The following is a 22,394-nucleotide window of genomic DNA, read 5'->3' on the forward strand; positions in this document are numbered from 1 at the left end:
TCCAGCGGCTAGAACAGTCGGTTGTTTCACTCCTTCATTCGAGGCAAAAAGCGCCTCGTAATCAGGAGTTCCAACACCCTCCTGTTCTGAACGAGCCGCTTCCGCTTTAAAGTAATATCCAGCTTCAGCGGCTAGAATCTCCGGTCATTTCGCTCTCTCGCTCGAAGCAAAAAGCGCTTCAAGGTCGAGAGCTCCAATGCCCTGCGATTCTGAGCGAGCCGCTTCCGCTTTTAATTATTATTGATTCAAGAACGCACGTAGCATCCAAGCGTGTTTTTCTAGTTCTGTGTAGATGCCTAGTAGTAGGTCAGATGTCATTTCATCGTCAGAGTCTTGAGCGATTTCCATGCCTTTTTTCAGTTCGACTAGCATCATTTCGTAGTCTTTCATGATTGCTTCGACCATCCCTTCTGCAGTTTCTCCGTATGCTGCTTCTTGAATAGAAGATAGTTCTAAGTATTCTTTCATTGTTGCTACTGGTTTGCCGCCAATTGCTAAAATACGTTCTGCAATTTCATCGATGTGAGTAGCTGATTCTGTGTAAAGTTCTTCGAATTTCTCGTGTAATGTGAAGAATTGAGGTCCTTTTACGTACCAATGGAAGTTGTGAAGTTTTGTGAATAAAACGCTCCAGTCTGCTACTTGTTTGTTTAATACTTCGATTACTTGTTTGTTCATTATGATCAATCTCCTTTTGAGTTGTTATGTGATATCAATTACTAATTTATAATCATTATAATCTAGTAATCTCTATAAATCAACCCTTTTGCTGGAATTAATTTGAACAAATTATGAACTGTTGTAAATAAAAGGCCCTATTACGGTGAAGTAATAGGGCCTTTGTTTGAGATATGGCTCTTGTTCTAAACGAGCCGCTTGTGCTTTTAGTGATATCCAGCTCCGGTGACTAGACCAGTCGGTCATTTCGCTCTCTCGCTCGAAGCAAAAAGCGCTTCAAGGTCGAGAGCTTGAAGTGTCCTGCGATTCTGAACGAGCCGCTTCCGCTTTAAATGATATCCAGCTCCAGCGGCTAGAACAGTCGGTTGTTTCACTCCTTCATTCGAGGCAAAAAGCGCCTCGTAATCAGGAGTTCCAACACCCTCCTGTTCTGAACGAGCCACTTCCGCTTTTATTTGTTAAACGGCCTTTTGTTTTTCTTCTACATCCTGCCCATCCCAGCACTCTGTATTTTTTAAGCCAGGGATAGAGTTTGCAACGAAGACAGGATCTTTTCCTTGTTTCTTTTGCTTCAAATAGTCTACTAATGCAGCGTAAGCAAATTTGCTAAGGAATGAGATGGCAATTAAGTTTGTGAATACCATTAGTCCCATGAATAAATCAGCTAAACTCCAAACTGTTTTAAGGGCAGCGATTGATCCGAAGAATACCATCCCGACAACTGCAACACGATAAATCATTAACCATGTTTTACTTTCTTTAATGAATGCGATATTTGTTTCACCATAATAGTAGTTTCCTAGAAGTGAACTGAAAGCGAATAGGAAAATAATAATCGCTAAGAAAGTGCTTGCCCACGGTCCAATTTGTGAACTTAATGCGTTTTGTGTTAATTCGATACCTTCTAAATTTGATCCTTTGTAAAGTCCAGAACATAATACGATAAATGCTGTTGATGTACATACTAAGAATGTATCTACGAAAACGCCTAACGCTTGAACAAGCCCTTGTTTTACAGGGTGAGATACATCAGATGTTGCTGCTGCATTAGGAGAGCTACCCATTCCCGCTTCTGTAGCGAATAAACCGCGCTGAATTCCGAACTTGATTGCTGCTCCAATACCACCAGCGATGGCTTGGTCTAAACCGAATGCACCGTTAAAGATTTCCATGAAAATGCTTGGTAACATACTGAAGTTGTTAATAACGACAAAAATAGCCACGCCGATATAAACGATTGCCATTGGCGGAACAATCATTTCTGTAATACGTGAAATGCTCTTAATGCCACCAAAAATAATAACTGCAACTAATAAGGCTAATAGAGCTCCTACGATTGTTCGCTCTAGTCCAAAAGCATTTTCAAACGCTATTGTTACTGTATTTGCTTGCACTGAATTGAAAATTAATCCGTACGCAACTGTAATAAGAAGTGAAAACCAGACGCCCATCCAGCGTTTGTTTAGCCCTTTTTCCATGTAATATGCTGGTCCACCACGGAACCTACTTCCATCTTTTACTTTATAAATTTGCGCAAGTGTACATTCTACAAAACTAGTAGCTGCTCCGATAATTGCGATAAACCACATCCAAAATATTGCGCCAGGTCCACCCATTGAAATTGCTAATGCTACACCAGCTAAGTTTCCGATACCGATACGTGCTGCTGCACTTAAGCAAAATGCTTGGAATGGTGAGATGCTATCTTTCTTTTTTTCTTTTCGATTAAACCCTTTACTAATTAAGCTGACCATCTCACTGAAATGAGTAATTTGGACAAATTTTAATTTAAAAGAGAAGTAAAGACCGAAGCCGATTAGCATTGCAATAAGAATATATGACCATAAAATATTATTCGTTACCTCAAGGAATCTGCTAAAGATATCAACCATATAATACACTTCCTTTTTTTCGTAATAAGAAAATTATATGCAAAAAATATACGAGAATCAATTTTTCTAAAAAATTATGTTACTTAAGTCGTTTTTGTGTTATGATTATGTTACATCGTAATATTTTTAGAATTATTTACATTTTAAAAAACTAAATTTAAAGCGAGAAGGTGGGGATAATTTGAAAGAAGATTCTTTATGGAAAGTAAGCCTTGAAAGTTTGAAAATGAGAAGTAATATATTTTTTATCATTACATCTTTAAGTATCTTTTTAGGGTCCACTTATTATTACAATAAAAGATTTCCAAATCACAAATATCCTGAGTGGTTAGAATTTCTAAAGTTGATTGGATGAATAAAAGGCAGAAAAACAGAAAATTAAAATAAATAAGTTATGGAGGAGCTAAAAATGAATATTAGAGAAAGTGAACTTCCAGGTATTGGTTATAAGTTTCAAATCGTTACGAAAGGTAACGAAAAGATGGTAATTGTCATTCATGATGATGGTCGTAGAGAAATGTATCATTTTGATTCAGATCATGAAGAAAGCATCTCAAGTATTTCACTACGTGACTCAGAGGCGAGACAAATCGCTGCAATATTAGGTGGAATGGTATATAAGCCTAGGGCGTTAGAAAATGTTGAGATGGTTTTTGAAGGTTTAGCGATTGAGTGGTTCAAAGTGGAGAATACAGCTCCAGCAATCGGAAAAACAATTGGCGATCTTGAAATAAGAAAAACATATAGCGTAACAATAATCGCGGTTATGAAGAAGAACATGAAGAAGCTATTTAATCCAGGACCAGAAACAGTAATTGAAGAAGGAGATATGCTTGTAGTTTCAGGTGAGAGAGAAGAAATTAAAAAAATCATTAATGAATTACTTTCAAATAGGGGGGACTGATTAGATGGATACGTTAATTTTTGAAGTTGGTACAGCTTTAGTTTTAGTGGCAATTGCAGCAGTAATTGCTGGGAAATTTAAATTCTCAGTAATTCCTTTTCTAATCGTTCTTGGAATGTTAGTAGGACCGCATGCACCGACAATAGGTGTTATCGATCTCAAATTTATTGAAAGTGCAAGTGTAATTTCCTTCCTTGGACGGATTGGGGTTCTATTCCTTCTATTCTATCTAGGATTAGAATTTTCAATGAAAAAACTAATTAAATCTGGACGCTCTATTGCGATTGGCGGAACGATTTATATTTTAATTAACTTTTCACTTGGTTTGTTATACGGATTTATAATGGGATTCCCATTACTAGAAATCTTAATTATTGCGGGTATTATTACGATTTCTTCTAGCGCTATCGTTGCTAAAGTGTTAGTGGACTTAAGAAGAACTGGTAATAATGAAACCGAATTAATTTTAGGAATTATTATGTTTGAAGATATATTCCTTGCTGTATATTTATCAGTTGTTTCTGGTTTAGTACTTGGAGATCACGCTTCCTTCTTAGGTGCCCTTACTTCAATTGGAATTGCTTTAGGATATATGCTTCTATTCTTTATAGTAGCTAGAAAGGCTACGCCGTTATTAAATAAATTGCTCAATATTAGCTCAGATGAAATCTTTATTATTGTAGTATTTGCTTCATTATTCTTCATTGCTGGTTTTTCAGAAACAATTCACGTTGCAGAAGCAATTGGAGCACTTCTTCTAGGATTAGTTTTCTCTGAGACAGAGCATAGTGACCGAATTGAACATCTTGTTGTTCCATTTAGAGACTTTTTCGGAGCTATTTTCTTCTTCAGCTTCGGGTTAAGTATTGATCCGTTCTCATTAGGCGGAGCGATATGGTTAACGTTAGGTGCTGTCCTTCTTACGATAATCGGTAACTTTGTAGCAGGAATGATTGCAGGAAGACAAGCTGGATTATCTCATAAAGCATCAACAAATATCGGATTAACAATCGTTTCAAGAGGAGAGTTCTCCATCATTATGGCTAATATCGGTATCGCCGGTGGTTTAATGTCAGTACTGAAACCATTCTCAGCACTATACGTGCTTATACTATCCATTTTAGGCCCACTTTTGACAAAAGAGTCGAAGAATGTATATAAATTCTTAAATAAAATCTTTAAGTGGGATACGAAGACTAACTAAACTAAATTTTAAAAAATAAAAGTACAAGATATTTCCTGCTTGTACTTTCATTTTTGTAATGAAAACAGTAAAGAGAGGTACATGATGTTAGGAGAGTTGATCCATTCGGTTTTAGTTTTTTTAGAAGGACTTGGTTATTGGGGAATTATGCTTGGATTAATGCTAGAGGTTATTCCAAGTGAAATCGTATTGTCTTATGCAGGTTATTTAGTATCAACAGGAAGCATTACATTTTGGGGCGCTGTCGCGTTCGGTACAATTGGTGGTGTAATTGCACAACTATTCATTTATTGGATTGGTCGATATGGAGGAAGACCTGTTCTTGAGCGATATGGAAAATATATTTTAATTCAGAAGAAACATATTGATTATGCTGAAGATTGGTTTAATCGTTATGGAACTGGCGTTATCTTTACCGCACGTTTTATTCCGGTTGTGCGTCATGCTATTTCGATACCAGCGGGTATTGCGAAAATGTCACATGCTAAGTTTATTACGCTAACTACATTAGCTGTTATTCCGTGGTCAATTGTGTTTGTATATTTAGGTTTTAAATTAGGAACAGAGTGGGAAAGTATTAATAAAGTTGCGGGGCCATATGTGAAATACTTTGCACTTGCTGCTATTGTTTGTGCAATTGGTTATTTTGTATTAAAAAAAATGATGAAAAAAAAATGATTACAGAAAAGGAATCTATGTCGACGTAGATTCCTTTTTTATTGGAATTTTTTCAAGGATGAAAGAATACGTTTAATATTTACCATATTGTGGCATACATATAGAAAAAGGGTGCTTGGAAAGGGGAATAAAGAGAAATGGAACTCCAGTTTCAAAATGTATATCAACAGGTAGAGAATTGGTATGTGTTGGATTCGGAGCTTCCTTGGGATGTCAAAAAGTTGAGAGAGGATTTGTTTTCTCTTATTGGAGTATGTAAAACGCCCGTTATTTTTTGTGATACGTGTGATGCAAATGATGTGCTTCTATCATTAGGGGAAGAGGAAGAAGAGTTCCTATTCCCAGTAGGTGGTTTTTATCATAAAGAAAAGCAGTTAATTTTCGTTTGTATGTGGGAAGAGTATGATCAAGTTCTCAAAACGCTACTGCATGAATTCCGCCATGCGATGCAGCATAAGAGAGATATATTGTATGTGGGAAGTGAACGGTACGAAGAGCGGTGGATTGAAAAAGATGCGAGGAAGTTCGCGGAGAGGAAATTAGATGAATATAAGAGTAGAAAGTTAATGTAAAGCATAGTGGAGAAATAGCGCTGTGCTTTTTGTACTTATTAAAAATAAGTATTTGACTTTTATTAAGTTTAGTTCTAAACTAATGATATGAAACAAGCGAGGTGATGAAATGAAAACAGAAGATAGACTAGGGCTACTATTATGGTTTCGTTTGTCACGCTTTTATAATAAGAGTATTCGTGAGACGAATCAGCATTTGAAAAAATGGAATATATCTGCCGCCCAGTTTGATGTGTTAGCTCAAGTTGGAGGACATAATCGTTTAACGCAACAAGAACTTGGAAATAAGCTATTTGTTACGAAAGGAAATGTAACGCAGCTTTTAAATAAAATGGAGCAGCTTGAGTGGATTTTGCGTGAACAAGAGGGTACTACGAAATATATTTCTTTAACAGAAAAGGGAAGAGCTTTATATGAGGAAATCGTCCCACCTCAAGAAACGTTCCAAGCAGAGAAGTTTCATAATTTAAATATAGAGGAACAAAAGCAGTTATTAACACTATTAAAAAAGTTACAGTAAGAAAAAATTTTAAAATAAATCTCGAATTCGAGATAGTATGAGGTGAAGGATATGTTTAGAAAAGTTGATCATAAAAATATGGGCAGAGCAAATCATGGTTGGTTAAATACACATTTTCATTTTTCTTTTGCCAATTACTATAATCCAAATAACATGAACTTCGGAGCGTTACGTGTTATTAATGATGATCTAGTAGCGGCGCAAACTGGTTTTGATATGCATCCGCACCGTGATATGGAGATTATTTCTTACGTTGTAGATGGTGCTTTAACACATGAAGACAGCATGGGAAATCGCGGAACAATTGAGCGTGGACATGTTCAATATATGAGTGCTGGCACGGGTGTATTTCATAGCGAGCATAATTTAGGCGATGAAACGCTGCGTTTATTACAAATTTGGATTTTACCAGACCGCGCAGATCATAAACCAAACTATGGTGAGTTTAAATTTGATTGGAGCAAGCGTGAAAATGAATGGTTCCATATGGTATCTTCAGTAGAAGGAAATGCACCAATTCAAATTCACCAAGATGCGAATTTATATTCTTTATCATTAGAGGCTGGAAAAGAAATTCATTTTCCAGTGAAAGAAGGCCGTCAATTGTACCTTGTACAAATTGAAGGAAGCAGTGTAATAAATGGTGAAACGTTTGTTATGCGGGATGCAGCAGAATCTGTAGAAGAAGATATTCACATTCAAGCGAAAGAGCAATCACACTATTTAGCAATTGAATTGAAAAAACAATAAAAGGTTTATAGAAAAGAGGACATCCGATAGATGTCCTCTTTTTTTGATTGGAATTGTCTGAAAAATGTTTCTCAAATTTTAGGTAGAGGTATCAGCTGGGAAAATAAGAATTGTATAAAAGTGTCAAAAATCTTTATGGGAATGGGGAATGTTATAGTGAAAAAGCAAGTCATTTCATCAGCATTAGCGTTAACTGTTATCGCCGGGGGATTTGGAGCGTTTGGGGCAACGACAACGAAAGCGGAAGAACAAAAAATTCAATATCATCAAGAATTTAAAACACCTGCATACATAGGTGAAGAATGGAAAGCACCGGAAGGACTAGATAAAAAAGAGACAGTCTTTCAATACTTAGAGAGTAAGAAAGATATGTTTAAATTAGCAGGAAATATTGAAAAGCATTTTAATATCGTTGGGGAAGAAAAAGACGCTGAATCTGATACGACACATGTGAAGCTAGTTGAGAAACATAATAACATTCCTGTATACGGTTCTGATCAAACTGTTACACTTGATAAAGAGAATAATGTAAAAGCATTCTTCGGACAAGTTATTCCGAATTTAGATGATAAAAATATTCCTGCAGCTGCAAGCATTACTGCGGAACAAGCAGAAACAATTGCAAAGGCAGATATTGAGAAAGAAATTGGTAAAGTAAAGAGTTATGATGGTGTGAAAAAAGATTTATTTGTATATGAAAAAGACGGTAATTACTACCTTGCATACTTAGTTAAGGCATCGATTTCAAAACCAGCTCCAGGGTATTGGCATTATTTTGTTGATGCAACGAATGGAAATGTTATTGAGAAATATAACGCTGTAGATAACATTACTGGATTTGGTTACGGAGTATTAGGTGCTAGACAATCATTTGAAATTGCTCAAGATACGAAAACAGGACAATTCAACTTGTTTGATGGTAAACGAGGACAAGGTGTTCATACATTTGATGCAGAAAATATGGACGAGAACTGGTTTAATTTATTCTCACAATGGCTTGGATATACAGGAGAAGAAGTTGAAAGTAAATCTAAGTTCTTCGAAGATAAAGCTGCAGTTGATGCGCATGTAAATGCAGGAAAAGTATATGATTACTACAAAAAGACATTTAATCGTAACTCTTTCGATGATAAAGGTGCGAAGCTTATTTCAACTGTTCACGTAGGGGAGAACTGGAATAACGCAGCTTGGAATGGTGTGCAAATGATGTACGGTGATGGCGATGGAAAAACGTTCATTCCATTATCTGCTGGACTTGATGTTATCGGTCACGAATTAACGCATGCTGTAACTGAACATACAGCAAACCTTGTTTACAAAAATGAGTCAGGGGCGTTAAATGAATCGTTATCTGATATTATGGGTGTTATGGTTGAGAAGAAGAGCTGGGATTTAGGTGCTGATATTTATACACCTGATAAACCTGGTGATGCACTTCGCTCTCTTAAAGACCCAGCGTCTATTCCAAATCCATTAAAACCAAGTGAGGGTTACCCAGATCACTATAGTAAACGTTATACTGGAACAGCTGATAATGGCGGTGTTCATATTAACAGCAGTATTAACAATAAAGCTGCATATTTAGTATCTGAAGGCGGAGATCATTACGGCGTGAAAGTAACTGGTGTGGGCCGTGAAGCGACAGAAAAAATTTACTACCGTGCTCTTACGAAATATTTAACTGCAAACTCTGACTTCAAAATGATGCGTCAAGCTGCTCTTCAGTCAGCTGAAGATTTATATGGTAAAAACTCTAAAGCTGTACAAGCTGTAACGAAAGCTTATGATGCAGTAGGTGTAAAATAATAAGAGAAAAGACCTGACATCCTAGTCAGGTCTTTTCTTTATCCCGCTATCCGCAAATGATGAAATTTCCACTTTATTTAGTCGCGAATACCTAATGCGATTTTCGCCATACGTGACATACGTTCTTTCGACCACGGTGGATTCCAAACGACATTTACTTCTATTTCATTAACTTCAGGTACGTTTGTTGATAATACTTTTTTAACGTCTGATACGATTTGCCCAGCCATTGGACAACCGATAGAAGTCATAGTCATCGTAATGACAGCATTATTATTTTCATCTGCTGTAACATCATAAACTAATCCAAGATTAACGATATCAACACCTAGTTCAGGGTCAATAACAGCCTCTAAATTGGCAAGTAATTTATTTTCAAATGCTTCTTGTGACATAAGCAGCCCCTCCTACACTTTAATGATATCGATTCTCATTATAACGGAAATGAGCATAATGTGCAGGAAATGAGCTCAAAAAAATATCCCTCTTTCAAAGAAGGGATATTTTTTGAACATCTATTCTGTTTTAAAATGAGATACGAGTTGATCTAACTCTTCAACTGTTTGTTTCATTTTTCCAGCAGTTACTGCCATTTCATTCATAACAATAACTTTCTGTTCAGCAGATTGTGCCGTTGCGGCAGTTTCGCTCGATACTTCAGTAGAGATAGAAGCGATGTTATTAAGTGAAGCGTTCATTTCTTCAGCACTTGCAGCCATTTCTTCAGCAGTTGCTGATATATCTTGCATTTGAGTAGATACTTTATTTACTTGTTCTACAATTGTTGTGAAAGAAGTACCAGCTTCACGAATAACATTGATACCTTCAAATGCTTCAGAACGGCCTTGAGACATCATAGAGCTAGCAGTTTCTGTATCATTTTGAATTTGATGTAGTAATTGATTAATGTCTGTTGCAGCTGTTTTAGATTGTTCAGCAAGCTTTCGAACTTCGTCAGCTACGACAGCAAATCCTTTTCCTTGCTCACCAGCACGAGCTGCCTCAATAGAAGCATTTAAAGCAAGTAAGTTTGTTTGCTCAGCAATATTAGAAATAGATTGTACAGCAGTATCAATATATTTCGTATGAGTGATTAGACGTTCAACCACTTCTGACGTAGCATTTACAGCTTCGTGTATTGTTGTCATTTGTGAAACAGATTTTTGGATAACGGTACTTCCATCGCTAGCATGTTCAGATGTGGCAACAGCAAGTTCCGCTACAGATGAAGCAGATTCGGCAATGCGCTGAACACTTACTGCCATATCATCCATTGCAGTTGAACTTTCTTCCATACTAGAAGTTTGTGATTGAATACTTGCATTTAAGTTGGACATCGAGCTTTGGACTCTTAATGTCGCCTCACGTGATGTATTCGTTTTTTCTAGCATATTTTCAGAAGCGGTTTGTACTTCCACTGATGTTTTTTGAACACGATTAATAATATGTTGTAGGTTTTCTAACATTTTATTAAATGATGTTGCGATAGCACCTATTTCATCGTTGCTATTTACTTGTAGACGTGCCGTTAAGTCACCTTCTTGAGAGGCCAATTCTTTTAGTTTCGTGTCAATTTGTTGAATTGGTTTCACCAGTTTACCAGAGAACCACCATGCAAGAATAATTGCAACGATAATACATACAACAAGTGATAAGAAAATAACATATTCGATTAAGAGTGCAGATTGATCAATTTTTTCAATAGATTGTTCACGTAATTTAGCTTGTTCATTACTGTAATTTGTGAAGTCACCAATTACTTTATAGACCGTTCCGTTTTCTGAAGAAGCTACTTGTAAAGCTTCTTCCCATTTTTGGTCTTTTGCAAGAGTGAATACTTTTTCTTCAATGAACTTTCTCCAAGTAGACCCTAATTCCATTGTGCTTTTTACGGACGAAGAAAGATTTGGATTAGAAAGAAGTTTATCTTTTGAATCCTCAAGACGTTTACTCATCTCATTAAACTTGTCTAATTCGACTTGATCATGTTGTAGTAAATAACCTCTTAAAGCAGAGAGCTGTACTTGATAAGCGTCTCCACGCTCTTTCAATTCTGTTGCCAGTGGAGAAATTTCTTTTTGTAATGTTTCAGCTTTACGAGATTGGTCGATAGCAAAAAATAAAATAAATGCTAAGGCGACACCAAATAAAGCGCAAATCGTTCCCATCATGAACATAAGTTTTTTTCTGATACTTACAAAATTCATATAATTAAAAGCCTCCTTTGTGAAATCTTAGTATTAGAATTAATAAATGTAAAAAATTGAAAGAAAGCTTTACTCCAGTTGGAATAAAGCTTTCTTATTTCCTTTAGGAATTATAGCAGACGGAATGAGAGATAGAAAGAGATATTTTAAAGTGAAAAAAGAGAGACTGTAAAACTTTCATTCCTATACCTTTGAGCTCGTGTCATTTTCACTTTAAGCGTTTGTTTTGAAATGAGAGACGAGAACTTCAAGTTCTTGTACGATTGTTTTCATTTCAGATGATTTGTTAGCCACGATACTCATTTTGTTTACTTGATCACCAGCCGAATGCGCTGTTTGTGATGTTTCTGCAGCAACTTCGTTTGAAATAGAAGCGATATTATTTAAAGCTGCGTTCATTTCTTCAGAGCTTGCAGCCATCTCTTCAGCAGTTGCAGACATTTCTTGCATTTGTGTAGAGACTTTGTTAATGTGGTTAACAATTTCTGAGAATGAAGATCCGGCGGTACGAATAACCGTAATTCCTTCAGAAGCTTCTGCTTGACCTTGTGTCATCATATCATTTGCTATTTTTGTATCAGCTTGAATTTGATGAAGTAAATGGTTAATGTCAGTTGCGGCTAGTTGAGATTGTTCAGCAAGTTTTCGAACTTCATCGGCAACAACAGCGAATCCTTTGCCGTGTTCACCAGCACGAGCTGCTTCAATAGAAGCATTTAAAGCGAGCAAATTTGTTTGCTCAGCGATATTTGAAATAGATTGAAGTGCAGTATCTATATGATTTGTATGTGTAATGAGCCGCTCAACTACTTGTGATGTAGCGTTAACAGCTTCGTTAATTGTATGCATTTGTGTAATAGATTTCTCAATGACTTTATTCCCATCATCTGCTTTTTCTGAAGTTGTGACAGCTAAACTAGTAACAGAAGAGGCGGACTCAGCGATACGCTGAACACTCGTTGCCATGTCATCCATTGCGGTTGAACTTTCTTCAATGCTAGAAACTTGTGAACGAATATTGTGTTCAAGAGCATTCATAGTTTCTTGGGTTCTTGCGGTATTTTCCATAGAAGCGGTTGTTTCGATAAATACATTTTCAGAAGCTTCTTTTACACTTGTTGATGTTTGTTGAACTTGTTTTATTATATGCTGTAAGTTAGTGAGCATTTGATTAAAGGAATTTGCAATGTCACCAATTTCATCTTTACTTGTTACGTGTAATCTAGCCGTTAAATCTCCGTCTTGAGAAGCTAATTCTTTTAACTTCTCATCAATTTGTCGAATTGGTTTAACGAGTTTACCAGAGAACCACCATGCTAATAAGATAGACGTTAATGTACATGTAATAAGTGAGAAGAAAATAATATATTGAATAAGTGATGAAGAAGACTCGACATCAGCAATTAATGCGTCACGTTTCTCATTCTCTTCATTTGTATATTTATTAAAACGACCTAAAAGATCATTTACATAATCTGTTTGTGATAAAGCAATTTTGGATGCTTCGTCCCATTTTCCTTCACGCGCAAGAGGTAGTACCTCATTATCTATGACGCTACGCCATTTTCCACCCATTAAAATAGCTTCTTTCATTCCTTCTGGGAGCTTCTTGTCACTTGTTACTTTCTCTCTAGTATCAGCTAATTTTTTCCCTTCTCGATTGAACTTATCTAATCCTTTTTGATCATGTGATAGCAAATATTCTTGTAAACCAGCAACTTGTGCTTGGAACCAATCGCCACGTTCTTTTAAAATCGTCGCTCTTTTTGATACATCATTTTTTAACGTTTCGATTTCACTTGCTTGATTCATGGCGAATGAAAGAATAACAATAAGAGCAATACTAAATAAAGAAGAAATGCTTAAGAGTGTGAACAGTAGTTTTTTTCGAATACTAACATATTTCATCGTTACCCCTACCCTCATTTAAACTGTTTATTATGATTTATAGATATTTAAAACAAAATTAATAAAAACATTATTATGAAGTTATTAATCTGTTCAATGAAAATTATAGCAGATAATGGAAGGAGTCAGATTAGTATTAGAAAAAGTTCTTAAAATGTATACATTTGCATATCATAAAATTCATAAATAAATATTAGAAATGCTATTGAAATTTGAAATGACATCATGTATACTTCTAATTAGTTGATAACGATTATCAGTATCAACTAAAAACATTACTCTTCGTTATGTTGGTCATACCCCTTTTTGACGACGTAAGTCAGAGACGAAATGTTGAAATATCTTGTGTCCTATTCTACAGAATTATGGTAATCTCCAACCTCAACTTATATGCGTGAGCATGCAAAAAGGATCCTATCCGTGAAGGGATCCTTTTTTGCATGCTGTCGCAATTATTGTATATAGACCAGGGATACGTTCTTCGATTCCTTCTGGTGCAGTAGAAGGAAAGACCCATCTTTGATGAGATCCATGTTCTTCAACTAGTTTTTCGATTTTAAAACGTTCTTCCGCAAGTGTTGTAATGATTTCTCCTAGCGTCCAGCGACGGATGGTTGTTTTAGGTAGCGATTCTTTCTGTGCTTCTGTAAGAAGGATGCTATAAGCAACATCATCTTCAATTAATTCTTCATCGAAATAATTTCCATTGGCCTTAAATGATGGGTGGTCGACTCCTAATAATTTTGTGTAAACAGGATGATAGTCACGAAGTATAAGCATTCCATCTCGCTTAAGTAAAGTAGCAATTTTTTGAAAGAGTGGTTTTAAATCTAGAAAGTAATGGAGTACACCAAGTTCCAGCAATACGATATCAAATGATTCGGAGAGCTGCACATTTAATACATCAGAAACGACATACTGGATAGAGACACCTGCTGCGTCCGCAAGTTCATTTGCATATTTTGCATTACTTGCTGAAATATCAACAACTGTTACGTCAGAGCCTAAAAGGGCAAGTGCGACAGCTTTATTTCCTTTTGAGCCGAGTAAGTTAATAATACGTTTTCCTTTTGGAGATTGTATGTAAGGTAAATAATGTGCTACTTCGCGTGTGGGATCTTCCATAATTTTTTTTGCATAATCCTCTGGCGCCCCATGGCGATTCGTCCAAGCTTCATAAGCAGCTGTATTCCAGCTTTTTTCATTTATAGTGCTTAGTTGTTTTTGGTTCAATGTTATCACTCCTTTTGTGAACGTATAGGTATTCGGCGGGAGGATGGGATTTCCTTTTCGTTCTGGATAAAAGTTTGATTTTTCTGTGATTAAGTCGTACAATACTTGTTATACGTAAAAGCGTTGAAAAGGAAAAGTAGGATGAACACATTCTTTCCAGAGAGCTTCGGTAGCTGAGAAGAAGCAAGAATATTCATTTGAACAATGGCCTTTGAGCTTCGTCCTGAACTTATCAAATGATAATAGTAGGCGGCGACGAGAGTTGGTACTCGTTATCAAAACCACAGTATAAGAGCATATAGCTCCGTACTTGTTAAGGCTAATTATGTGAGTAATTGGCGAAATAAGGTGGTACCGCGACTGTTTATACAGCCCCGCCCTTATCTTTTTTAAGATAGGGGTGGGGCTTTTTATATTTTAAAGGAGGAATGTAAGATGAGTATTTTTATTGGGGGCGCTTGGCCATATGCGAATGGTTCATTACATCTTGGCCATATTGCGAGTTTATTACCTGGAGATATTTTAGCACGTTATTACCGGTCAAAAGGTGAGAATGTGTTGTATGTTTCGGGAAGTGATTGTAATGGAACACCGATTGCAATTAGAGCAAAACAAGAAGGTGTGACAGCGAAGGAAATTGCTGATCAGTATCATGAAGAGTTCCAGCGATGTTTTCGTAGCCTTGGTTTTACTTATGATTGCTATACACGTACAGATAGTGAGCACCATCATGAAACGGTTCAAAATGTTTTTTTACGTTTATTAGAAGAAGGACATATTTATAAAAAAATAGTGGAACAAGCGTATTGTGAAACGTGTACGCAGTTTTTACCGGATCGTTATGTAGAAGGAATATGTCCACATTGCCATGAAGCAGCAAGAGGTGATCAATGCGATGCGTGTTCTGCTATTTTAGATCCACTCGATTTGTTAGAAAAGAAATGTAAGTTATGTGGTAGTACACCATCTGTACAGGAAACAGAGCATTTCTATTTCGCATTGCATACATTTCAGGAGCAAATTAAAAGGGCTGTAGAAATTGCCAAGCAAACAGGGACATGGCGCGACAATGCGATTCAACTAACAGAGAGATATGTAAAGGAAGGATTACTAGATAGGGCCGTATCACGTGATTTACCAATTGGGGTACCAATTCCAGTAGAAGGGTATGAAGATAAGAAAATTTACGTATGGATTGAAGCAGTGACAGGCTATTATTCAGCGAGTAAACATTGGGCTGAAGAAACAGGGAAAGATGATCAAGAGTTTTGGGATAGCGAAGCGAAAACATATTATGTGCACGGAAAGGATAATATTCCGTTTCATTCCGTCATTTGGCCAGCGGTATTACTTGGAATAGGGGAGGAAGCAATCCCGCGTCATATCGTTTCGAATGAATATTTAACAGTTGAAAAAAGAAAATTATCTACAAGTAAAAACTGGGCAGTATGGGTGCCTGACATATTAGAACGCTATGATCCAGATTCTATTCGTTACTTTTTAACCGTCAACGCACCAGAAAATCGCGATACTGATTTTTCATGGCGGGAATTTATTTACAGTCATAATAGTGAATTATTAGGTGCATACGGGAACTTTGTGAACCGGACATTAAAGTTTATCGAAAAATATTATGGTGGTATCGTGCCGAAGGGAAGTATTGAGGTAGAGCTGAAAGATAAAGTAGAAGGATTATATAAGCGTGTAGGAGAGGCGATTGAGCAAACTAAATTTAAGGTGGCGCTAGAAACAATATTTGATGCAGTACGTTTTGCAAATAAATACTTTGATGAAAAGCAGCCTTGGAAACAAAGAGAAGATGATCCAGTTTCATGTGAAGAAACGATTTATAACTGTGTGTATCTTATCGCTAATTTTGCCCATCTCCTTGAACCATTTTTACCATTTTCAAGTGAAAGAGTTCGAAACACATTGTCGATTGTGGAACGAAATTGGGCACCTCAAAATACGTTGCCAAGTAGAATTGATGGTGTGCAGCCACTATTTGAGCGAATCGATGTAAAACAAATTGAGCATGAGATAGAGAAGCTGTATGGAGCGGTAAAATGAGATAGAGAAAAAGACCTTTCAAGTAAATGAAAGGTCTTTTGTTATGCAGTATGATTCTCTTTCTTATCTTTCAAAAAGAAAAGTACAGCAAGAATTACAAGAATAATAGCTGCAATATCATACGTTATTTTAAATGTAGTATTAAAGTTTAAGTACTCTACGAAAGGAGTTTTCACTGCTCCTGCATATATACAAACGGGAATGAGAAGTAAATCGTAAAATTTCTTTTCTTTCATATATCTTATTAGGAAGAAGATACACATAATAGCAAAAAATACGATGCTTAAAATAGTCATTTATACCTCCAGATAAATTTACTTATTTTAATTGCAGTTATATCTTTTATATAAATTCTGTATTTTTTCAAGCGCTATGCACGCGATTGTGTTTTCTTTCTTTCCTAGCCGTAAGCAGCTGAGGAGTGAAGATCCCAACCAATATGAAAATAATTCCAATCCACTGCATGAACGTTACGACTTCATGTACAAGTGTAATAGAAGCAATAATAGCAGTTGGTAATTCAGCTGCACCTAATATTGTACCAAGCCCTGTTCCAACCTTTGGTACACCGATTGAAAAACAAATGACAGGTACAACAACGCCGAATAATCCGAGGAAGAAAGCATATTTCCATAGACCGGCTTGCAAAGCACCGTCTGTTAAAAAGGTTGGCGGAAAGAATAGGCATACGATAAGAGTAGCGCTTGTTGTCATAAGGAAGCTTTTCGTATAAGGCGGAACATCCGTAGCGACGCGCCCACTTGCAAAAACATAGAATGAAAAAGAGACAGCAGCTAATAGTCCAAAGATAATCCCTTTCGTAGAAAAACTTTGTCCGAGGCCTTCAAATACACCACCTGCAAACAATGTACCAGCAAATAAAATAAGGATAGATATAATCTTATCGCGGCTTGGAAATGTTCGATTTGCAATTGCTTCGATAATGACACCAATCCAAGTGAACTGAAAGAGTAGGACGACAGCGATAGATGCGGGTAGTTCTTCTACAGAAATAGCGTAGAAAATCCCGGTCATACTCATTGTTGTTCCGACGGTTAGTAATGAAAAGAATTGTTTTTTTGTTACTTTATGACGTGAAAAGAAAAGAACGAGTAGAAATAGTCCAATCCATCCGAAAACATATTGTCCTCCTAATAGTTGATGTGCTGAAAATCCATCAATGAATCCGAGTTTGAAGATAGTTGAAAGTACGCCGTAGCTACAAGCTCCGAATAAAACGAGTAATGAATACTTAAATTTCTCCATGAAAATCCTCCTTTTAAATAATAAAAAACGCCCGCTATCCAAATAAGGATAACGGGCGAACGAAACAGAGTCATATACTCTACAAAATTCCGCCACTCATACGAAGTATGAATTTGGGGTATGAAATTGTAGTAGGTTTTTACATTGCTTTTGGGAATACAATAGAACATTTTACACCTTGAGGCGTGTTTTGTATCCCGTAAGGAAACTGATGTTTATCTAATATTTGTTTCACGATATATAATCCAAGACCACTACCTTGTACTAAACCGTGTTTATCAGGGTTTGCGCGATAGAAAGGCTCAAATAAATGAGCAAGTTTATCTTCATCAATTTGTGAACCTGTATTTAATACTTCTAATGCGTAACCATTTGGTTTTTCATAAAGCTTTATATATACGTGCTGATGGTCAATTGTATAATGAATTGCATTTGAAATAATGTTAAAAATAGCAGTTTGAATAAATTTAGGATCAGCTAAAATTTGTACGTCGTGTTTAATATTAGATTGTACATTTAATTGTTTTACAGATACAAAGTAATCTACTTTCTTCATAACATCCTCAATAATATTAGATAAAGAAATGACTTCTAAATTAGGTTTAAATTGAGGGTTTTGTATTTTGGATAATTCCGACATTTTTTCCGTTAATATGTTAATGTCTTGCATCATCTCGTAGGAACGTTTCAAATACTTATCTCTATCTTTATAAGCTCCAATTCCGTGAATCATGCCATCTAGTTGTCCCATAACGGCTGCGATTGGTGTTTTTAATTCATGGGATACCATAGACATAAATTCTTTACGAGATTGTTCTAATTGTTGTTCCTTCTTGAGCTCGTTTCTTAAATCTTGATTGCTTGCATGTAAATTCTTCACAATATTTGGTACTTGTGAAGCAGCTACTTGCAAATTAAAATCTGTTTGATCTGTATTTTTGTTAAGTAGCTTTTTATCTGAGAAATCAAGATTCATAATATCTTTTAAAGCATCGCTCATATATTGAAAAGGTTTGGCAATTAGTTTTGTATAAATTAAAGATCCGAGTAGTGATAATGCAAGCATTGTCGCGCCAATATGTGGAGCTAATTGCTGCAACGCATCTGCTAACTTTGGATTATCATTTGTATCATTTGTTTTACTTGCTACATTTTGTGTATGTAAGGCATCATTATTAGCGGCTTTCTTTTCTGCTTCTGTAGGCGGATTAGAAGTGCTATTTTTCCCCGAAAGATTTTGTGTATGTTCTTTTGCCTTTACAGTTTGGCTAGGCTGCAAAAGGTGATTGATAGCTGTAGAAAGAGATTTATAATCTATAATAGAAGATTGGAAATTAGAAATGCTCCCCTCTGACACAGCTTTATTTTGCTTCGTTTTACTTCCGTCGTTTTGCTTATCTGAATTCGCCTGTTCTGTAGTCGGCGTTCCATTTTCTTTCGCAAAACGTTCTTTATCGTAGTTTGAAGCTAGAAAGTAAATAATTTGATAAAGACAAAGTGATAAAAGAATACAAAATAATAAGGTTTTGATGAAAATATTTTTGGTGATGTTGTCTTTGCTACGATTCGATTTTGTAGCCAATGCCTTTCACCGTTTTAATATAAGGAATTCCTAATTTTTTTCTTAAGTTTTTAATATGTGTATCTATAACTCTTACATCACCATAATGTTCATAGCCCCATACCTTATTCAACAAATCACTTCTTGATAATACTTTTCCTCGATTTTGCAGTAAAGTATAAATAATTTCAAATTCTTTTGTTGTCAATTCAATTTGATTACCATGAACATAAGCTGCATATGCTGTAGAGTTTAACATCAATTCATGGAATTGTAGTATAGTTGCAGCTTCTGCTTCCTTCGTTGCTGCCCTTCTTAATACAGCCTCTACACGCTTAATAAATACAGTATAATGGAACGGTTTCGTAATATAGTCATCAATACCTAACTCAAATCCTTTAATTTCACTTTCTTCATTATGTAAGCCTGTTAACATAATGATTGGTACATCAGATTGTCCTCGCATAATTTTACAAATACTATAGCCATCTATATCTGGTAACATTACATCGAGGAGGACAAGATCGTATGAATTCTTTTGGAAAAGAAGAATACCTTCTGTTCCAGCACCAACTACATCAACTGTAAAGTTTTGTGCCATTAGAAATTCACGAATAAGTTCTTGTATATCTGGGTTGTCTTCAATCACCAGTATATGCGTCATAGTAACACCTCCTAAATAACGCTTTTTACTGCAATATTCGAATTCATCATTTTTCGAGTGTCTCAGATTGTTTATACATATAATAAGCCCCCGCTATAAAATAATCATGAAGGTAGCAAGGGGAATAGTTTAGTGTTACTGAATAGTTCAGAATTACAGTAGTTCTATTATAGTATGTATTATAAAATTTATAAAACATTATAACTGTATAATTTTAATATCTACGTTTATCAATGTTTAAATATTAGCTAATCAAATCTATTCCTATTATATATGTAAATACAGTTGTTTTGCTACTGTAAATGAATAAATAAAATAAGCCAAGACATAAAATTCTTGGCTACACATAAATCTTGTTTTTAGGCTATTTTACAGTGACAGTAGCTTGCTGCTGAACGCGCTCAAATAACCAGTGTATATCATTGTTATACATACGAATACAACCAAGTGTTGTCCATTTGCCGATTGCTTGATTATTGTTAGTTCCGTGAATCGCATAAGTTGTTCCGTAAGTTCCTGCCATATTTAATCCGAGCCAACGGTCACCAAGTGGATTACGTGGATCGCCGCCTTTAATTTTGCCTGTATAATAAGGGCGATTTTTAATTTTATTTACGATTTGAAAAGTGCCTTTAGGTGTAGGTGTTGCAGCTTTTCCAGTAGCGACAGTAAAACTTTTTATAAATTTTCCATCCTGATAATAATCCATTTTATTTAACTGAGTGTCTACGATTAATTGATCTTTCGTTGTAGCTGCCTCTGCGCTAGCGAATGGAAGAGTTAAAAATCCTAATGATAATAGTGCACTTAATAATAATTTTTTCATTGTTATTCTCCTTTTACTATCGTAAGAGTCTTACATACAATGAAGTTGTAATCCTCGTAATGCTTTATTTACATTTTCATCTAATGTTTCAAAGAATGTAGTGATTTTGCTGTTGTGTTTGTTGTTGTTGTTATCAATAAGTAATCTTTCATTTAATAAAAGCTCACCACGTAGTCCAAAACTTTGAACTTGAATATTTAGCTCATCTTCATTTTCAGAGATGATTGGTAAGAAATAATGAAAAGCTTTTGTTGGAATGATGTAGCTTTTGCCAATCATGCTTTCTTGATTTGAATTAATCCATTTTTTCGTGACAATTTTAATATTCTTTTTTGAAACGATAAAAGATAGTGTTGTAGATTTTGTTAAACTTACGTCAAATTCACTTGTTTCACATATTTGTAAATTAAAAACGGTTTCATTTTGATGAGATTCAACATTTGTATTAATAAAATCGTGCATTTTATATGCTTCCATTTCGTATTCACCCTTTTTTCAATTTCGAAAAACGACTTATATTTATTCAAATTAATGCTTAGTCATATATTGGTTAAATTTTTCAACAAATTCCGATATAATCTTACAATACATATATGAAGCTAATATGAAGTTAGTATGAGTTTGTGATGGTTTTTTATTGAGAACAAAATAAGAGAGGTTTTTAGTGCTAAAAAATGGATAAAATCTGCATGTTATTAATGCGCCTTTTCGCTATTTCGACTTGAAAAATGATTTTTACTATTTAATAAAGAACGAAAATCACTAGTGTGACCCTTACAAAAATGTAATAAAAATGTAAGCTATTGTGATAGTTATTTCGACAATTTTTTTATACAATAATAGTAAGAAGTTGTACGTGATTGAAAGGAGAGATGACATGGAATGGATTCATGAATTATTTCAGCAATACGGGTACTATGTTGTACTTGTCGGCTTGCTGTTAGAATATATTGCACTTCCGTTTCCGGGAGAGCCAACGTTAGCATATGCGGGATTTTTAGCACATAAGGGTGATTTAAGTTTACCGATTTTAATTATTCTATCCTTTATTGGGACAAGTGTAGGAATGACGATTCAATACTTTTTAGGAAATAAATTAGGTATGCCTTTCATTCAAAAGTATGGGAAATACGTATTTTTAACGCAAAGAAAAATCGACTTAACGAGAATGTGGTTTGATAAGTATGGGTACTTCCTGATTTTTATTGGTTTCTTTATTCCTGGTGTACGTCATTTCACAGGATACTTTGCAGGAATTATTAATTTACCATTTCGTCGTTTTGCCATTACAATTTATTCAGGTGCTCTATTTTGGGTATCATTCTTCTTAATCGGTGGTTACTGGTTAGGTGGAAACTTACATGATATCTTTGGAGTGCTAGAAGGTCATATCGGTAAAATCATTTTTGGAGTTATTGTGATTGTAGCGGTTACGTTAGGTATTCGTTTCCGTAAGCAGTTAAAACGAGTATTACTACAAAACGCAAGTTAATATGAAATCCATTCTATGTCAGAATTTAGGAAGTCAGTGCAAAAGCACTGACTTTTTTATTTTCAAGACTATGTTTAATGCGCATTTTACATTCTTTATAGGAATTTGATACAGGATAAGAAATAAGTATCTTGTCAATTATTATAGTCGTAATGACAATTAT

At 35.4% G+C, this 22,394-nt stretch carries 21 protein-coding genes and 1 other annotated feature; of the genes, 9 read left to right on the forward strand and 12 right to left on the reverse strand.

What is annotated here, in order from left to right:
- Nucleotides 1-237: 237 nt before the first annotated feature.
- Together ACTFSL_RS28610 and ACTFSL_RS28615 are read right to left on the reverse strand one after the other, a co-directional pair.
- Complete coding sequence (locus tag ACTFSL_RS28610) at nucleotides 238-678, reverse strand: Dps family protein (protein WP_001041895.1); 441 nt, start codon at nucleotides 676-678, stop codon at nucleotides 238-240.
- Between the two features lie 458 nt (nucleotides 679-1,136).
- On the reverse strand, nucleotides 1,137-2,570 hold the full coding sequence (locus ACTFSL_RS28615) for an alanine/glycine:cation symporter family protein (protein ID WP_000227591.1): 1,434 nt from the start codon (nucleotides 2,568-2,570) through the stop codon (nucleotides 1,137-1,139).
- Between the two features lie 409 nt (nucleotides 2,571-2,979).
- Between ACTFSL_RS28615 and ACTFSL_RS28620 the strand changes: the two genes are divergently transcribed.
- From ACTFSL_RS28620 to nprB, 7 genes are all read left to right on the forward strand, one after another.
- Nucleotides 2,980-3,474 (forward strand): cation:proton antiporter regulatory subunit, encoded by a 495-nt coding sequence (locus tag ACTFSL_RS28620; RefSeq protein WP_001026075.1) that lies wholly within the window; start codon nucleotides 2,980-2,982, stop codon nucleotides 3,472-3,474.
- Nucleotides 3,475-3,478: 4 nt separating this feature from the next.
- Nucleotides 3,479-4,678 carry a cation:proton antiporter gene (locus ACTFSL_RS28625; RefSeq protein ID WP_000380223.1) on the forward strand — a complete coding sequence of 400 codons (1,200 nt, stop codon included), beginning with the start codon at nucleotides 3,479-3,481 and terminating at the stop codon, nucleotides 4,676-4,678.
- 84 nt (nucleotides 4,679-4,762) lie between these two features.
- Nucleotides 4,763-5,356, forward strand: a complete 594-nt coding sequence (locus ACTFSL_RS28630; RefSeq protein WP_000900214.1) for a DedA family protein — start codon at nucleotides 4,763-4,765, stop codon at nucleotides 5,354-5,356.
- Nucleotides 5,357-5,493: 137 nt separating this feature from the next.
- Complete coding sequence (locus tag ACTFSL_RS28635; RefSeq protein ID WP_000422806.1) at nucleotides 5,494-5,928, forward strand: DUF3920 family protein; 435 nt, start codon at nucleotides 5,494-5,496, stop codon at nucleotides 5,926-5,928.
- A 109-nt stretch (nucleotides 5,929-6,037) separates the two neighbouring features.
- Nucleotides 6,038-6,448 (forward strand): MarR family winged helix-turn-helix transcriptional regulator, encoded by a 411-nt coding sequence (locus ACTFSL_RS28640; protein WP_000845467.1) that lies wholly within the window; start codon nucleotides 6,038-6,040, stop codon nucleotides 6,446-6,448.
- Nucleotides 6,449-6,499: 51 nt separating this feature from the next.
- On the forward strand, nucleotides 6,500-7,198 hold the full coding sequence (locus tag ACTFSL_RS28645) for a pirin family protein (protein ID WP_000488929.1): 699 nt from the start codon (nucleotides 6,500-6,502) through the stop codon (nucleotides 7,196-7,198).
- Nucleotides 7,199-7,354: 156 nt separating this feature from the next.
- Nucleotides 7,355-9,004 carry a neutral protease NprB gene (gene nprB / locus ACTFSL_RS28650; protein ID WP_440042802.1) on the forward strand — a complete coding sequence of 550 codons (1,650 nt, stop codon included), beginning with the start codon at nucleotides 7,355-7,357 and terminating at the stop codon, nucleotides 9,002-9,004.
- A 77-nt stretch (nucleotides 9,005-9,081) separates the two neighbouring features.
- On the opposite strand, the gene ACTFSL_RS28655 is transcribed toward nprB, so the two are convergent.
- The 4 genes from ACTFSL_RS28655 to ACTFSL_RS28670 form a co-directional block, all read right to left on the reverse strand.
- Entirely contained in the window at nucleotides 9,082-9,399 is a 318-nt protein-coding gene (locus tag ACTFSL_RS28655; protein WP_000076422.1) for a metal-sulfur cluster assembly factor, read from the reverse strand.
- Nucleotides 9,400-9,519: 120 nt separating this feature from the next.
- Entirely contained in the window at nucleotides 9,520-11,211 is a 1,692-nt protein-coding gene (locus tag ACTFSL_RS28660) for a methyl-accepting chemotaxis protein (RefSeq protein WP_001012207.1), read from the reverse strand.
- A gap of 213 nt (nucleotides 11,212-11,424) precedes the next feature.
- Nucleotides 11,425-13,119, reverse strand: coding sequence for a methyl-accepting chemotaxis protein (locus ACTFSL_RS28665; protein WP_000878446.1), 1,695 nt, complete (start codon nucleotides 13,117-13,119; stop codon nucleotides 11,425-11,427).
- 414 nt (nucleotides 13,120-13,533) lie between these two features.
- Nucleotides 13,534-14,352, reverse strand: coding sequence for a class I SAM-dependent methyltransferase (locus tag ACTFSL_RS28670; protein WP_001072259.1), 819 nt, complete (start codon nucleotides 14,350-14,352; stop codon nucleotides 13,534-13,536).
- Nucleotides 14,353-14,466: 114 nt separating this feature from the next.
- Nucleotides 14,467-14,737: a binding site (T-box leader), on the forward strand.
- Nucleotides 14,738-14,787: 50 nt separating this feature from the next.
- Here ACTFSL_RS28670 and metG point away from each other — a divergent pair.
- Nucleotides 14,788-16,422 (forward strand): methionine--tRNA ligase, encoded by a 1,635-nt coding sequence (metG, locus tag ACTFSL_RS28675; protein WP_440042804.1) that lies wholly within the window; start codon nucleotides 14,788-14,790, stop codon nucleotides 16,420-16,422.
- A 41-nt stretch (nucleotides 16,423-16,463) separates the two neighbouring features.
- Here the strand turns inward: metG and ACTFSL_RS28680 are convergent, their stop codons facing one another.
- From ACTFSL_RS28680 to ACTFSL_RS28705, 6 genes are all read right to left on the reverse strand, one after another.
- Nucleotides 16,464-16,718, reverse strand: coding sequence for a hypothetical protein (locus ACTFSL_RS28680; RefSeq protein WP_000154129.1), 255 nt, complete (start codon nucleotides 16,716-16,718; stop codon nucleotides 16,464-16,466).
- A 67-nt stretch (nucleotides 16,719-16,785) separates the two neighbouring features.
- On the reverse strand, nucleotides 16,786-17,688 hold the full coding sequence (locus ACTFSL_RS28685; RefSeq protein WP_440042805.1) for an EamA family transporter: 903 nt from the start codon (nucleotides 17,686-17,688) through the stop codon (nucleotides 16,786-16,788).
- Between the two features lie 139 nt (nucleotides 17,689-17,827).
- Nucleotides 17,828-19,270 carry a sensor histidine kinase gene (locus ACTFSL_RS28690; RefSeq protein ID WP_440042807.1) on the reverse strand — a complete coding sequence of 481 codons (1,443 nt, stop codon included), beginning with the start codon at nucleotides 19,268-19,270 and terminating at the stop codon, nucleotides 17,828-17,830.
- On the reverse strand, nucleotides 19,248-19,913 hold the full coding sequence (locus tag ACTFSL_RS28695; protein WP_000148833.1) for a response regulator transcription factor: 666 nt from the start codon (nucleotides 19,911-19,913) through the stop codon (nucleotides 19,248-19,250). Before ACTFSL_RS28695 ends, ACTFSL_RS28690 begins: the two co-directional genes overlap by 23 nt.
- 364 nt (nucleotides 19,914-20,277) lie before the next feature.
- Nucleotides 20,278-20,739 carry a L,D-transpeptidase gene (locus tag ACTFSL_RS28700; RefSeq protein ID WP_000735058.1) on the reverse strand — a complete coding sequence of 154 codons (462 nt, stop codon included), beginning with the start codon at nucleotides 20,737-20,739 and terminating at the stop codon, nucleotides 20,278-20,280.
- A gap of 30 nt (nucleotides 20,740-20,769) precedes the next feature.
- Nucleotides 20,770-21,216 (reverse strand): DUF3978 family protein, encoded by a 447-nt coding sequence (locus tag ACTFSL_RS28705; RefSeq protein WP_213744769.1) that lies wholly within the window; start codon nucleotides 21,214-21,216, stop codon nucleotides 20,770-20,772.
- A 400-nt stretch (nucleotides 21,217-21,616) separates the two neighbouring features.
- On the opposite strand from ACTFSL_RS28705, the gene ACTFSL_RS28710 reads away from it, so the two are divergent.
- Entirely contained in the window at nucleotides 21,617-22,231 is a 615-nt protein-coding gene (locus tag ACTFSL_RS28710; RefSeq protein WP_000454754.1) for a DedA family protein, read from the forward strand.
- Nucleotides 22,232-22,394: the final 163 nt, after the last annotated feature.

Origin of the sequence: Bacillus cereus group sp. MYBK108-1, assembly GCF_051917185.1 — a bacterium.
In the GTDB taxonomy this organism is placed as follows: Bacteria; Bacillota; Bacilli; order Bacillales; family Bacillaceae_G; genus Bacillus_A; species Bacillus_A cereus.